Below are 14,609 nucleotides of genomic sequence, written 5' to 3' on the forward strand. Positions count from 1 at the left end.
AAAATAATAACGAGGCGATACCGATGACCGATGTACGTACACCTGCTGCCGAAAATCCCGCTGTAGACCGCACAAGCAACACAGAAACGGCCCACACGGGCTGGAGCAAATTCGACACCACCTGGATGCTTGGCCTGTACGGCACGGCTATCGGTGCAGGGACTTTGTTTCTGCCGATCAACGCTGGTGTCGGCGGTTTCTGGCCGTTGCTGATTCTCGCTGTTCTGGCCTTCCCGATGACGTTTTTTGCTCACCGTGGCCTGACCCGTTTTGTCTTGTCCGGGCGCTCCGGGGATATCACCGAAGTGGTCGAAGAACACTTCGGCATCGGTGCCGGCAAGCTGATCACGCTGCTGTATTTCTTTGCGATCTTCCCGATCCTGCTGGTTTACAGCGTGGCGCTGACCAACACCCTGAGCAGCTTCCTCGAACACCAATTGCACATCGCCCCACCGCCTCGGGCGATCCTTTCGCTGGCGCTGATCCTCGGTTTGATGGCGATCGTGCGTTGCGGCCAAAGCGTCATCGTCAAAGCCATGAGCGTGCTGGTTTACCCGTTTGTTGCCGCCCTGCTGCTGCTCGCGCTCAGCCTGATTCCGAACTGGAACGGCGCGTTTTTCGCCAGCGCCCAGGAAGCCATGCCAATGTCCGCTTTCTTCAAGACAATGTGGCTGGCGATCCCGGTGATGGTATTTTCGTTCAACCATTCGCCAATCATTTCTGCGTTCGCGGTTGAGCAGAAACAACGCTACGGCGAACAGGCTGAACGCAAAAGCAGCGGCATTCTCGCCATGGCCCACGGCATGATGGTGGTGACGGTGATGTTCTTCTGCTTCAGCTGCGTGCTGGCGTTGTCGCCGGCAGATCTGGCTGCCGCCAAGGCGCAGAACATTTCGATCCTGTCGTACCTGGCCAACCACTTCCAGACGCCAGTGATCGCTTACGCCGCGCCGCTGATTGCGCTGGTGGCGATCACCAAATCCTTCCTCGGCCACTACATCGGCGCCAGCGAAGGCTTTCAAGGCATGATTGTGAAAAGCCTGCGCAGCCGTGGCCGGGTGATGTCGGCGAGCTGGCTGAACCGCGCGACCGCCGTATTCATGATCCTTAGCTGCTGGGCCGTGGCGACCTTCAACCCGAGCATCCTCGGCATGATCGAAACCCTCGGCGGGCCGGTGATTGCCTGTCTGTTGTTCCTGATGCCGATGTACGCCATCCGCCGCGTGCCAGCCTTGCGCCAGTATTCGGGCCAGGTATCCAACGTGTTTGTGGTGTTGATCGGCCTGATTGCACTGTCAGCGATCATCTACTCGGTTCTGCCCTGAAAACGCGCCATTAAAAAAGGCGAGCCGCGTGGCTCGCCTTTTTTATGCCCGTGTTCATTGTTCGACAATTTTCCCGGCACAGCCCTTGCTAAGTCCCTGCAGGAGCTGCCGCAGGCTGCGAACTTTTGCTCTTCATGACCGAAATCAAAACACTGAAGAGCAAAAGATCGCAGCCTCGTTTCACTCGACAGCTCCTACATGAAGCAGCAAATACAGGCCACGGAATGGCCGATGATCCGGTTTGGCGAACCAACCCGATCACGGCCGGTCAACAACTGCACGTTCAATCAGGCGGTGACGCATCATGGACAATCCTTTTCAGATCATTACCGATGCCTTCGCGCCGGACTATCAGATCAACCTGAGCATTCAGGGCCTGGACGGCAGCATCATGCTGACCCTGTCCAACAGCGGTCGGATCGTGGCCAAACGCATGATCAGCGCCGAACAGCGCAACGATCCCGCGCGCCTCAAACGCTTGGTGCAAAGCATTCAATTCGGCATCGCCATCGAACAGGGCCACAGCGCCATGGCGATCCTCGAAGCGATGACCAGCGGCGCCGGGCTGACCCCGCCACCGCCACGCGTCATCGGCCGGCCACGACCTGCGGCCGGGCTTTAGAGTTCGCCTTTCTCGACTTCCGGATGCTCGCTGGAGCCGGCGCCAAGTTTGCGCTGTGGTTTCTCGATCTTCACCGAAGGAAATTGTGACGAGGCGTAACGCACCACCAGAATCGAGAACGCCAGCAGCAGAATCCCGCCGCACAGGTAGATGATGCCCATGTCCGGCGGGTTGTGGTGCGAGACGTTGGAAATCAGCAAACGGGTCAGCGCGGTGATCGCCACGTAGATCAGGAAGCGCACCGGCATGTGGTTGGTCTTGAAATAGATTCCGACCATCGCCCCCAGTTCGAGATAGATGAACAGCAGCAGAATGTCATCGATCTTGATGTGGCCTTCCTCGAGCATCCCGAGAAACTCCATCACCGCCGCCCACGCCGTCACCGCACCAATGGCAAACAGCGCCAGATAATGGAAGGTCTCGACGAACAGGTTACCCAGGGACTCGGCCAGTTGATGCACGTTTTGCCGCAGTTTCTCGGCCCAGTTTATTTTCACGATGATGTTCCTTAGCTCGAATGCGAGCGGATGATGCGTGTTGGACGTGACGGTTTTCTGCACGTAACGGTTTTCATGCAGAAAAGAGGCCACGCCATCATGGCGAGACGCCGCCAAACCCGCGCCGTGGCGTTTGGTCGCACCGCTGTGCTTTTGTGGGAGCGAGCCTGCTCGCGAATGCAGCGACACGGTCTCCCTGACAAACCCGAAATCCGGTCTACATTGAAAAGCCACTACCCATAGCGCAGGGATTCGCTTATCCTTTTCGCTGTATATGGATACAGTAGTCGTCAAGACAACTTAATGTGAAGGCATGTGAGGTGGTGAATGGCCGTCGAAGTGGTATACCGCAGCAGCCGAGATCTGGAGCGCTTGTTCATGGATAAAGCCGAAGCTGACCGTCATGACAAAATGCTCGAACTGGCCGAATATCTGGCCGATGTGCTGCAAAAAGCCGTTCCGTCCCTGACTGAACAACAAGTGGAAGAAGCCGGGATCTACATGGCGAAGAATCGCGATGTGTTCGCCCGGGCGTTCAAGAGCCAGCCGGATGCGCTGTCCGAGCTGCTCAATGCACCGGCCGAACCGGTCGATAATGCCGAAGCTGCAGAACCTGCTGAAACGCCGGCCAAACCTGCCAAAGCGGCAAAAGCCGCGAAGTAATCAGCGCCACATCAAAAGATCGTCCGAAGGCTCGGGCCGCGATCGGACGATCTTTTGCGTTTCAGCGATACAAAACTTTCTCGGCCAACTCGTCGGCCACCCGCGCCGGCGAACGTTTTTCCGCCTGTGCATGGGCAAATACTTCGGTGAGTCGAGAGCTGATCTTCGACAGGTGCGCGGTAATGGTGGTCAATTCTTCGCCGCGATGCTTGAGCGAGACGTAGATCAAACCACCGGCATTGATCACATAATCCGGCGCATACAGAATCCCGCGCCGTTCCAGTTGATCAGCGACATCCAGATGCGTCAGTTGATTGTTCGCCGAACCCGCCACCGCCGAGCAACGCAGTTGAGTGACGCTGTGGCTGTTCAGCACGCCACCCAGACCGCACGGCGCAAGGATGTCGCACGGCGTGCTGAGCAATGCATCGTTGGCGATCGGATGGGCGTTGAGTTGTTCCATCGCCAGTTGCACTTTGCCGTGGTCAATATCGCTGACCAGCAATTCCGCCCCGGCAGCGTGCAGTTGCTCGGCCAATGCGTAACCGACATTGCCCAGCCCCTGAATCGCAATGCGCAAGCCTTCGAGGTTATCGCTGCCCAGCCGGGCCATCGCCGTTGCGCGAATGCCGGCAAACACGCCCATGGCAGCATGCGGTGCCGGGTCGCCGGCTGACGTGGTGCTGGTGACATGCTGGGTCTGTTGGGCGATGCAATCCATGTCCGCAACCGAGGTGCCGCTGTCGATGGCGGTGATGTAGCGGCCATCGAGCTGATCGATGCAGCGGCCAAAGGCTTCGAACAGCGCGCCACGACTTTCCACATGAACCGGACGCACGATCACCGCGACGCCACCACCCTGAGCCAACCCTGCCAGCGCGGCTTTGTAGCTCATGCCCTGAGCCAGGCGAATGGCATCTTCAACGGCGGATTCGTCATTGGGATAGGCAAGATAACGACATCCGCCCAAGGCTGGCCCGAGGCGACTGTTATGGATGGCAATGACCGCCTTCAACCCGGAGACCGGGTCAACGCTAAGGTGCAGCGATTCCAGGCGAGTGCTTTGCATGAGCGCAAACATCGTTGGGCTCCCGAATCACTTCTTGTAGAACGCCAGTATAGGCCTGCGCCTGAAAATTGCTGGAGCACACCGGAATAAGCGCCCGCGTCGACAACGGCTTTGCGGCATAACCCGACACCGGTGTCGCGAGGCACTGGACGAATGACACGGACCGGGCTAAAACGAGGCATTCCCCGGAGATTTCGATGAGTGCGCGTCAACGTTTTTTCGAATGCCTGCACCGTTCACCGCCCGCGCTGTTCGAAGCCGCGCTGTGGATGGCGGCCGAGCACGAAAAAGCGATCGACCCAGAAGCGTTGCTGCAGGACCTCAAGGACTTGCAACAGCGGGTCAGCTACGGCTTGCCAATGCTGCCGGTAAGTGAACTGGCGCAACCCTTGTTACGCCGCATGACCGACCTGGGCTTTGCACAGGACGATTTTCTGCCACTGCGTCCGCAGGCTGCGCTGTTGCACAAAGTGTTGCAGACCCGTCGCGGCCAGCCATTGGCGTTGGCGCTGATTGCCTTGGAGCTGGCGCGTGGCCTGGAGATTCCTCTGGTCGGGGTCAACTTCCCCGGACACTTCCTGTTGCGGGTGCCCGGCGCTGATCACTTGCTGGATCCGTGCGGCGGCCGGCGCTTGTACCCCAATGACTGTCGTGAACTGTTGCAGCGCCAGTACGGGCCGAACATGAAACTCAATGCCGAGCATCTACTGACCGCCTCCCCCCAGCAGATGCTTCAACGCCTGTCGCGCAACCTGCGGCAGTTACACCTGACGCATGATGACTTCATTGCCGCTCTGATTGATGCCGAACGTGTGCTCGAACTGGGTGACGCCGGAGCTGCTGATTACCTGGCCCGAGCCAGTCTTTATCAGCGGCTCGACTGTCCGAATGCCGAGCGCTTTGATCTGGAACACGCGCTGATGCTCAGCGACGACCCGATTCAACGCCTGCGCCTGACCGAACGCCTCGGGCACCTGCCGCCCAACTCGGTCGTCCATTAAAAGCAAAAGATCGCAGCCTTCGGCAGCTCCTACATTGGGATTATGTATTTCCCTGTAGGAGCTGCCGAAGGCTGCGATCTTTTGCTCTTCAGGATTTGACAGACATCCCCACTCCAGCTGCTGAACTGCCTTCGGAGGGCGAACGTACTTGAATAATCAGCAGCGCGGCAATCACCGCCGGGATCGCGCAGAAGAAGAAAATCTGCGCCACCGGAATGTGCATCGCCAGCAGCAGGCTGCCGAACAGTGGTCCGAGAATCGAACCGAAGCGCCCCACGCCCAATGCCCAACCGGTACCCGTCGCACGCACATGCGCCGGGTAGAAATTGCTGGCAAACGCATTCAGCGTCAGTTGCCCGCCGATGATGCAGAACCCGGCGGCGAAGACGCAGGCCACCAGATAACGCGGATTGTCATGATTGAGTCCCAGCAGAATCGTGCACAGCGCAGCCCCTGCCAACACCGCTGACAACAGACGCACCTTGCGCTTCAAGCGATCGGCGAACCACGCCATGCTAATCGCGCCCAAAGTACCGGCGAAGAGGAACATCGACGTCACCAGATTGGCTTCGTTGAGTTTCAAGCCACTTTCCAGCAACAGCGTCGGCAACCAACTGATCATGAAATACAGCAAAATCAGGCTGACAAAAAACGTCGCCCAGATCAGCAAGGTAGGCCGCGCGTAGCCATTGCGGAACAACTCGACCACGGTCAGTTTGCTGCCCTGCTCGCGCTCGTTCTGCTCCAGGGTTGCGGCAGGTGCTTGCCAGTCCGGCAACATCCGCGCGGTGACTTTGCGCAGTCGCGCGTATGGCGGCGCATCACGCAGCAGGCGTGGCAGCGACTCCGGCAGCATCCACCACAGAAACGGAAACAGCAGCAACGGCGTGACACCACCGGCGAGGAACACCGCTTGCCAGCCGAACTGGTCGATGAACCCGGCGGCAACAAAACCACCCGCCGCCCCACCAAACGAAAAGCCACACGCCGCCAGCGTCACCATCAAAGTGCGCAAACGCGGTGGTGAGTATTCCGACATCAACGCCATGGCACTGGGCATCGCCCCGCCCATGCCGATGCCACAGATGAAGCGCGCGATCATCAGCGTGTTGAGCGAGTCGGCGAAGACCATCAGCACCGTCAGTGTGGCGTAGATCAATACGCAAGCGAGCAGGATCCGGCGCACGCCAAAGCGGTCAGCCAGCGGCGTGACCGCCAGTGAACCAAGAGTGAGACCGAGCAGATTGGCGCTGAACACAGGCCCGAACGCAGATTTTTCCAGGCCCCAGTCCTGGGCCAGCGCGGGCACCACGTAACCGAGCACCTGGGCGTCATAGCCGTCGGTGACCAGCAACAGCGCGAGCAGGATCAACAGTAACCACTGATAGCGGGACACAGGACGGGCGTCGAGTGCCGCGCGGAAGCTGGCAATCTGGTTGTGCATCGCAAGGTACCTTTTTTGTTTTTATGATTATGTGAACGGCGATATTCCCTTGTAGGAGTGAGCCTGCTCGCGATAGCGGTGGGTCAGTCAGAACATGAGTGACTGACACTCCCTCATCGCGAGCAGGCTCACTCCTACAGGGTTATGGGGTGTCTGGTTGATTGGCAGGATGGGCCTTGATGAATGCTGAATGTTCAGCCGCCAGTGCGGCGACCCGACGAATTTTCGGATACGCCTCAAGGCTGACGTTGAACCGCTCTGCCGCATACAACTGCGGAATCAGATAAACATCCGCCACGCACGGCCACTCACCAAAACAGAATCCCTCGTCGCCAATCAACTGCTCCACCGTCGCCAGCCCTTGGCTGATCCAGTGAGTGATCCACTCGACCACCTGAGGCTCGTCCTGCCCCGACTGACGCAAGCGATTGAGCACGCTGACGTTGTGCAGCGGATGCACATCGCAACCGATCACCGCCGCCACACCGCGCACTTGTGCACGGGCGAGCAGATCTTCAGGCAGCAACGGCACCTGTGGATAACGTTCTTCCAGGTACTCGATGATCGCCGGCGATTGAATCAGCAAACCGCCCTCATCAGTGCGCAAGGCCGGTACCCGGCCCTGTGGATTGATCGCCAGATACGCCGCTTGCCGATGCTCGCCACCCGGCGGTGCGATCAGGTTGACCGGCAGCGCCTGGTAGTCCAAACCTTTGAGCGCCAGCGCGATCCGCACCCGGTACGACGAAGTGGAACGGTAATAGGTATAGAGATCCATGAGCCGCTCCTGTCAGCGCGCCGCCAGCACTTTGCCACGGCACTCGCCGAATCCGATCGAAGCAAAACCATCACGGGCACAACGTGCGCGCAGAATGATTTCGTCACCGTCCTCGAGGAATTTACGCACCTCGCCAGTGGCCAGTTCGATCGGTTTTTTACCGCCCTCGGTGATTTCCAGCAGGCTGCCGAACTGGCCGTTTTCCGGGCCGGACAAAGTGCCCGAACCGAACAGGTCACCGGCCTGCAACTGGCAACCGTTGACGCTGTGGTGCGCGACCATTTGCGCGACGGTCCAGTACATGTAGCGGGTGTTGCTCAGGGTCAGGCGATGGGCGGGCAGGTTCTGCTCGCGCATGGCTTCGGTCAGCAGCAGCACTTCCAGTTCGATGTCGAAGGCACCGCCGTCCTGATCGCGTTTGTCGAACAGGTACGGCAGCGGCTGCGGATCACCTTCAGGACGCTTCGGTTGCGCGGTACGGAATGGCTCCAGCGCTTCGGCAGTGACGACCCACGGCGACACGCTGGTGATGAAACTCTTCGACAGGAACGGCCCCAGCGGCTGGTATTCCCAAGCCTGGATATCGCGTGCCGACCAATCGTTGAGCAGGCAGAAACCGGCGATATGATCAGCGGCGTCACCGATGGCGATCGAATCGCCCATCTCGTTGCCTTGGCCGATCCAGATGCCCAGTTCCAGCTCATAGTCCAGACGTGCGCACGGGCCAAACGTCGGCTCGGTCTGACCGGCCGGCAGCGTCTGGCCTTTCGGGCGACGCACATCGGTACCCGAGGCACGCACAGTGGAGGCGCGACCGTGATAACCGATTGGCACGTGCTTGTAGTTCGGCAGCAGCGGGTTATCCGGACGGAACAGTTTGCCGACATTCTGCGCGTGCTCGATGCCGACGTAGAAGTCGGTGTAATCGCTGATGCGTGCCGGCAGATGCAGTTGGCAATCGGCGGCCAGTGGCAGCAGTTTCGCGCCTTGGGCTTCGATGTTGCCACGGTGAGTGCTGCCTTCGCTGAACAGTTCCAGCAGACGCTCTCGCAAAGCAACGCGTGCCTCGCGGCCCAGTTCGAAGAACGCGTTCAACTGGCCGCCATGCATGGCCTCCACGGCACTGCGCGCGACACCGTCGAACAGCCCGGCTTCCAGCGCAACTTGCAGATCGAAGATGTGTTCGCCAATCGCCACGCCAGCGCGCGGTGCCGAATCGGCGATGCTGAATACGCCGAGCGGCAGGTTCTGCAACGGGAAATCAGCGTGGCCGTTGGCCGAGGCGACCCAACTGCGGGTGATGGAATTCTGCGTCATGGGTTATCTCCGGGTCGGGTCGAACGTGGCGGGCAGCGTGGCCCAGCAAGCGTCGTAAGTGGATTGCAGTTGCGGGCAGTCGAGGGCGAAGCGGCTTGGGCGCAGCACTTGGCTGGTCTCGAACATGAAGGCCATGGTGTTGTCGATCTTCGCCGGCTTGAGCTCGGCATTGATCGCTTTGGTGCAGGTTTCGCCGTCCGGGCCGTGGGCGCTCATACAGCTGTGCAGCGAGGCACCGCCGGGCACAAAACCTTCAGCCTTGGCGTCGTATTCGCCCTGGATCAGGCCCATGAATTCGTTCATCAGGTTGCGGTGGAACCATGGTGGCCTGAAGGTGTTTTCGGCGACCATCCAGCGCGGCGGGAAGATCACGAAATCGAGGTTGGCCAGACCGTGGACGCTGGTCGGCGAGGTCAATACGGTGAAAATCGACGGGTCCGGGTGATCGAAGCTGACCGTGCCGATGGTGTTGAAACGGCGCAGATCATATTTGTACGGCACGTTGTTGCCGTGCCAGGCGACTACGTTCAACGGCGAGTGATTGAGCTCGGTGGCCCACAACTGACCGAGGAATTTCTGCACCAGTGTGGTCGGTTGCTGCAGGTTTTCGTAAGCGGCGACCGGGCTCAGGAAATCGCGCGGATTGGCCAGACCGTTGCTGCCGATCGGTCCCAGATCCGGCAGACGCAGTGGCGCGCCATGGTTTTCGGCGACGTAACCGCGCGCTTGCGGGTCGAGCAGTTCAACGCGAAATTTCAGCCCGCGTGGCAGTACGACGATTTCCAGCGGTGCGACTTCCAGCACACCCAGTTCGGTGGCGATACGCAGACGGCCAAGTTGCGGCACCAGCAGCAGTTCGCCGTCGGCATTGAAGAACACGCGCTCCATCGAACGGTTGGCGGCGTAGTTGTAGATGCTGATGCCGGCCGGTTTTTCCGCGCCAGCGTTGGCGGCCATGCTCACCAGTCCGTCGATGAAATCGGTTGGTTCGGCCGGGATCTCCAGTGGATTCCAGCGCAGGCGATTGGGCGTCACTTCACCCAACGGGCCACCGGCCAGTTGTCGCTCCAGTTTGACGAAGGCCGGGTGATTGGCCGACGGCTGAATGCGGTACATCCAGGTGCGCCGCGCTTCACTGCGGGTCATGGTGAACGCGGTGCCGGAAAACAACTCGGTGTAAAGGCCGTACGGGGCTTTTTGCGGGGAGTTCTGGCCGACGGGCAGCGCGCCGGGCAACGCTTCAGAGCTGAATTCGTTGCCGAAACCGGACTGATACGCCAGCGCCTGAGCGGTTGAATCGAGGTTCATGGAGCCTCCTGAACAGGGAGTCGGCAGTGGCCCATCGCTCTGGCTCAGAGGTTTCGGCACGCCGGGGTTGTTATTATCGTAATTCGATTACGCATAACGTAATTTGCTCGCTATCCAGCGTCAAGCTATAAAGACGCCCATTCGTTTCGGAACCCGGCCGCACCATGGAAAAAACCAGCGACAGCAACGGCAAACAGAAAGTCCGCTCCGCCGAAGTCGGCACCGACATCCTCAAGGCCTTGGCCGAGTTGTCGCCATCGACCTCGTTGTCGCGACTGGCCGAACATGTGCAGATGCCGGCGAGCAAGGTTCACCGCTATCTGCAGGCACTGATCGCCTCGGGGTTTGCCGAGCAGAACGCCGCCACCAACCACTACGGTCTCGGCCGCGAAGCGCTGCGTGTAGGCCTGGCTGCACTCAACAGTATGGACGTGCTGAAAGTCGCTGCCCTGCCGCTGGCCGAACTGCGCGACGAACTCAACGAAACCTGCTTTTTGGCGGTGTGGGGCAATCAGGGCGCAACGGTGGTGCACATCGAACCGGCAGTGCGCGCGGTGACAGTGGTGACGCAATTGGGTTCAGTGCTGCCGCTGCTCAGTTCATCGACCGGACTGGTATTCAGTGCCTATCTGCCACATCGCGAAACCGATGATTTGCGCGTGCGAGAGATTGCCGCTGCCGATCATCCGCTGAAGGACGAGAAGACTTACCTAACGCTGTGTGAACAGATCCGCGAACGCGGTCTGCATCATGTGCATGGTCTGCTGATGCCGGGTGTGGATGCGTTGTCCGCTCCGGTGTTCAACGCCGTTGGACAAGTCGCCGCCGTGCTGACCATCGTCGGTCCGACCTCGTTGTTCCACGCCGACGAAAACGGCCCGGCGGCGCAGCGGTTGTTGGCTGCGACACGGGCCGTGAGTTGGCGGATGGGTTATGAGCCTCTGCTGGCCTGAACTGCGCCAATCGAGCGAGTAACGAGGTCCGTTACTCGCGCGGTTTCACCTGTCAGTTGAGCAGGCGAGTGGTGCTGTTCACGACCGCAGGAGGTGCCGTGACTGCGGTCACGTAGCTAATGCTGACTTCAACGCCGGTGACGCCTTTCACCACGTCAGCAAAGTCCCTGACGCTCGATAGGAGTGCAATCGGGTTAACGGGCGCGCCGATCGCCGCCACTTTGCCAACGTACAACAGAATCGCCCCTCTCCACGCCGATGCAAAGTGTGCGTTCGCAGCCTCATCGGAGCCCTGACTGGAAGCCACAATGCCCAGCACAACCGACTCAGTAATGCGCAATACGGTCAGTGCGAGGCCAAGTGGCGCAATGAACATTGAAGCCACATCCAGGGCAAATTCGGCCAGCACCCTCACATCTTTCCACAGCGCTTCCAGATAACTGGTCGTCTGAAAGTCCACATCGGCGACGAGCTGCCCGATTTTAGCCAGGTACTCCTGTTTGAAAGCCAGTACTGGATAACTGTTGGTCAATTCCGGAGTGCCGGTCGCTACGGGGATCGAGTCCCAGTAAGTGTCCAGGAGATTTTTCACTTCCTGCTGATGTTCCAGACGAGCGAGGCTCAAGACCTTTTTGTTGAAGGTCACGCTTTTCAACCGACCAGCAAGTTCCTGCACAGGGAAGAAATCCTTGCCATCAGGCGTATCGGGAATATAGACAAAAAACTCATCACGCCCACTGACTCTGCGCCCAAAAACGTAAGCTCCGACAAGGGCGCGTCCCCTAAGGGTGAACTCGTAAACACCAATGCCCGGCTTACTAGCCGTGGTGACGGTGTCCTGACGAGGCAGATCCCGATCAAATCCGTTAATGAGTGCCTGCAACCAGTTGTATTGGTCGACCGACAGCTCGCCTTTGATTTTCTGTATCAATGCAGACCGAAGCATTTCGTTTTGTTTTGTTTTTCGATACAGGCTTGCCTTCAGGTCAATATCGGATGCATTGAGGAATTTGTCCTTTAGATATTGAAGATATTTTTCACCCGGCCTCAGATCAATGAGGTCATTGATGATTTTGGCATCCAGTTGGTCAATGCGCTGACCGGTAAACGTCCAGAAAGTGGCTTTTCTGAGCTGCTCTCTCAATTCACCAAGTCCGGCCAATAGAGGGTTCACCCAAGTGAAAAATTTCTCAAACGCGCTTACGTCACTGCGCCACGTATGCCACTGAATAAACAGATCGGTGAGGCTGATTTTCGAATCGGCGTGAAAGTTGACCCAGACCTCATCAGGGTTAATGTCCACAGATGCACCTGTCCGCGCAAAATATTGCTTCAGCTCCTGCTTCACCAGTTGGCTGGCAAATTGTTTGAACGGCTCGACCGCCAGTGTCTCCCGGGAATGATGATGAATAGCCTTGAAATCATGACTCAGACGATTTAGTAGTTGCTGATCGCTCGAATTAGCCTTTCTGTACCATTGGGGGGTAGCGACTTCGGTTTGATCGATATTCCACGTGATGTGATTTTTAACGGCGCCGAACAAAGGCCCCTTCTCGGCTAAATCGACCAACTTGATCTTCGACCACCACCATTCGTTCAGTATCTCAAATGGTTTTTTGCTTAGATAATCACGTTGCATCTCGGCACTGTCGCTGGCGTGTGCCTGACTCAACATGTACGCCCAGATTTCAGGTTTGGTCGCCCATTGCGCCAGCTTGTGCTGCAGGCTTTTCAGGTCAGCGAACTCGAACCAGTCCTGCCCGACTGGCGAACCCGGCATATGAAGGACATGAGCGCTATGATCGGCTGCCACACCTTTCCTGCGATAAACCAGCAAACCATTGAAGGGCTTGAACCAATTTTTGAGTGCCACGCCCAGCGTTTCAATCGATACGTCGCCGAAGTTGTAACGCGTCACCAGATCCTGCGCAGCCGGACTCACGTGCTTCTGCAGGATCGCCGAGAACATGGATAGCGCAGTTCGGCGACCAAAGACCTCTCGAAGAGATTCGGAAAACTCTTCTGTAGAATATAGAAGACGTTGCGCCGAAGTATAAGCAACACGAACATTCAACGTCTGGATAGCACGGAGGATGCTGGAAGGGCTCAGTTTTGGAAGACTGCTGGGGACTTCCGGAACGATCTGATATTGCCCTGCCAAATCATGAGTACCGTGCATAAAGGCCTGAGTCAGTGTTTTGCGCTCGATGAGCTCCACTTTCTTGCCGTCCGCCAGAGGCACGGTATGAGTTACTTTCACGAACAAGGTATCCGGATCGATTCGTTCATCTTTACCCGGTGATATGAAGTCCTCTACGACTAATCGCGCATAGTCTTTCAGGGAAGAAACACCGTGAGTGACATCGTGATGTTTGACCTCGGTTTCCAGCAACTGCGTTTGCAGAGAAACATAGACTTCCTGATTGGCTTCGGAGGTACTCTTCAACCACTGAGGCCAAGCATTGCGCTCTATATGCTTAAGCAGTTGTACTTGGCGCTGCTTTGCCTGGCTAATAATAGCTGGCAAGGATTGTGCAGCTTCAACAGCGACAACAATTTTATCAAGGTCAGTACTAGGCATACCGACGGTTTGAAGATACCCAGCGACGTCGCTGTACATCGTCTGAAGCCGTTTTTCCGCGAAACGCTCAAACAAATTCGCACGAACTTTCAAAAAGCGAATAGCGTGAACATAGGCAAATCCCGCTCGCTCACTAAGCGGCAGCGCTTGCAGAAATTCCTCCTGAGCCTCCGGAGCGCCCAGTCGTTTTAGTAGCGTCTGTTCGAGTATCGATGTGGAGGAAAACACCTCAAGACCACGACTTGCGCTATACAGCACAACAGCACCCTGCACACCTGGAACCAACTGTTCGTAAACAGGTTCTTTAAGGGGTAATACAAACATCGCGTTCTGTTCGATGTATTTGCCATTCTGCCCTTCAATAAATACACCGTAACCAGTGCCTGTCAGACCAGGTTGCACTGTTGTACTGACTAACGCCCTTTCTTGCGCAGTCAGGAGGCCCTGAATCGCCAACGCCTCCAGTTCACGAGTGAAAAGGTTAGCCTCGAGAACGCCTAGAGCAGACTTCCGCGATAACTGGGGATAAGCCCCACCGGCCTTTTGAACAGTCGGGTTTTCCCAGTACTGCCGTACAGCCGCCGTGTAATCAACTGCAAGCTTCTTCAGCAAATCTGCTAGCAGTTTTTCAACTGCCGAGATCGGCACTTGCGCAAGCAAGTCTTCACGACTGGTAAAACTCGGGTGATCGAAAACGCCATAATCATTGACATCATAGTTTGGCGCCCGACCACTTCGCAGGCACTCAAGCGCGACATCCAGCAAACGTCCGACCGGCTGTTTATTTGTCGGTTTGGCGCCCGCTACAACATTGACGAACAGGCTGCTTAGCCGCACACCTTCGGAGACTTTCCATAACGCTTCACGCAAAGTGTCCTGCAGTACCACCGAGAATGACGGAACACGCATCAATTCTTGCGAGATACTTTCCAGGGCTTCCCCCACTTCGCGCAGACTTTGGCTTTCGGCTTCTTTATTAATTTTCACAATAGATTCTCTATCAGCTTGATGATGGCAAGTAATCAATAGAACTTGCCTCGCCAAATCAAAC

General features: G+C 57.6%; 11 protein-coding genes and 1 pseudogene. 5 read left to right on the plus strand and 7 right to left on the minus strand.

Annotation, left to right across the window (positions count from 1 at the left end; all coding sequences use genetic code 11):
• Positions 1-23: 23 nt before the first annotated feature.
• Together ACI514_RS20590 and ACI514_RS20595 are read left to right on the plus strand one after the other, a co-directional pair.
• Positions 24-1,325 (plus strand): serine/threonine transporter, encoded by a 1,302-nt coding sequence (locus ACI514_RS20590; RefSeq protein WP_405122284.1) that lies wholly within the window; start codon positions 24-26, stop codon positions 1,323-1,325.
• Between the two features lie 304 nt (positions 1,326-1,629).
• On the plus strand, positions 1,630-1,947 hold the full coding sequence (locus tag ACI514_RS20595; RefSeq protein WP_160055955.1) for a DUF3509 domain-containing protein: 318 nt from the start codon (positions 1,630-1,632) through the stop codon (positions 1,945-1,947).
• Here the strand turns inward: ACI514_RS20595 and ACI514_RS20600 are convergent.
• Positions 1,944-2,444: a phosphate-starvation-inducible protein PsiE gene (locus ACI514_RS20600; protein WP_026000737.1), complete on the minus strand. Its 501-nt coding sequence runs from the start codon at positions 2,442-2,444 to the stop codon at positions 1,944-1,946. The two genes, ACI514_RS20595 and ACI514_RS20600, sit on opposite strands and share 4 nt — an antisense overlap.
• 327 nt (positions 2,445-2,771) lie before the next feature.
• Between ACI514_RS20600 and ACI514_RS20605 the strand changes: the two are divergent.
• Positions 2,772-3,026 (plus strand): annotated as a pseudogene (locus tag ACI514_RS20605) (YebG family protein); the annotation flags it as partial.
• A gap of 142 nt (positions 3,027-3,168) precedes the next feature.
• Here the strand turns inward: ACI514_RS20605 and ACI514_RS20610 are convergent.
• Positions 3,169-4,188, minus strand: coding sequence for a Glu/Leu/Phe/Val dehydrogenase dimerization domain-containing protein (locus tag ACI514_RS20610; protein ID WP_405122285.1), 1,020 nt, complete (start codon positions 4,186-4,188; stop codon positions 3,169-3,171).
• 185 nt (positions 4,189-4,373) lie between these two features.
• On the opposite strand from ACI514_RS20610, the gene ACI514_RS20615 reads away from it, so the two are divergent.
• Positions 4,374-5,177 carry a SirB1 family protein gene (locus ACI514_RS20615; RefSeq protein ID WP_160055951.1) on the plus strand — a complete coding sequence of 268 codons (804 nt, stop codon included), beginning with the start codon at positions 4,374-4,376 and terminating at the stop codon, positions 5,175-5,177.
• A gap of 88 nt (positions 5,178-5,265) precedes the next feature.
• Here ACI514_RS20615 and ACI514_RS20620 read toward each other — a convergent pair whose 3' ends face one another.
• The 4 genes from ACI514_RS20620 to hmgA all read right to left on the minus strand — a co-directional run bounded on the left by ACI514_RS20620 (position 5,266) and on the right by hmgA (position 10,024).
• The gene (locus ACI514_RS20620) at positions 5,266-6,621 is read right to left on the minus strand and encodes an aromatic acid/H+ symport family MFS transporter (RefSeq protein WP_160055949.1); all 1,356 of its coding nucleotides are present in this window, start codon (positions 6,619-6,621) and stop codon (positions 5,266-5,268) included.
• Between the two features lie 142 nt (positions 6,622-6,763).
• Entirely contained in the window at positions 6,764-7,399 is a 636-nt protein-coding gene (gene maiA / locus ACI514_RS20625; protein ID WP_405122286.1) for a maleylacetoacetate isomerase, read from the minus strand.
• A gap of 12 nt (positions 7,400-7,411) precedes the next feature.
• Positions 7,412-8,716, minus strand: coding sequence for a fumarylacetoacetase (fahA, locus tag ACI514_RS20630; protein WP_405122287.1), 1,305 nt, complete (start codon positions 8,714-8,716; stop codon positions 7,412-7,414).
• A 3-nt stretch (positions 8,717-8,719) separates the two neighbouring features.
• Positions 8,720-10,024: a homogentisate 1,2-dioxygenase gene (gene hmgA, locus ACI514_RS20635; protein WP_160055943.1), complete on the minus strand. Its 1,305-nt coding sequence runs from the start codon at positions 10,022-10,024 to the stop codon at positions 8,720-8,722.
• Positions 10,025-10,188: 164 nt separating this feature from the next.
• On the opposite strand from hmgA, the gene ACI514_RS20640 reads away from it, so the two are divergent.
• Complete coding sequence (locus tag ACI514_RS20640) at positions 10,189-10,977, plus strand: IclR family transcriptional regulator (protein WP_160055941.1); 789 nt, start codon at positions 10,189-10,191, stop codon at positions 10,975-10,977.
• A 52-nt stretch (positions 10,978-11,029) separates the two neighbouring features.
• Here ACI514_RS20640 and ACI514_RS20645 read toward each other — a convergent pair whose 3' ends face one another.
• Entirely contained in the window at positions 11,030-14,545 is a 3,516-nt protein-coding gene (locus tag ACI514_RS20645) for a dermonecrotic toxin domain-containing protein (protein ID WP_405122288.1), read from the minus strand.
• Between the last annotated feature and the right edge of the window lie 64 nt (positions 14,546-14,609).

Origin of the sequence: Pseudomonas sp. M20, assembly GCF_045037865.1 — a bacterium.
Lineage (GTDB): Bacteria > Pseudomonadota > Gammaproteobacteria > Pseudomonadales > Pseudomonadaceae > Aquipseudomonas.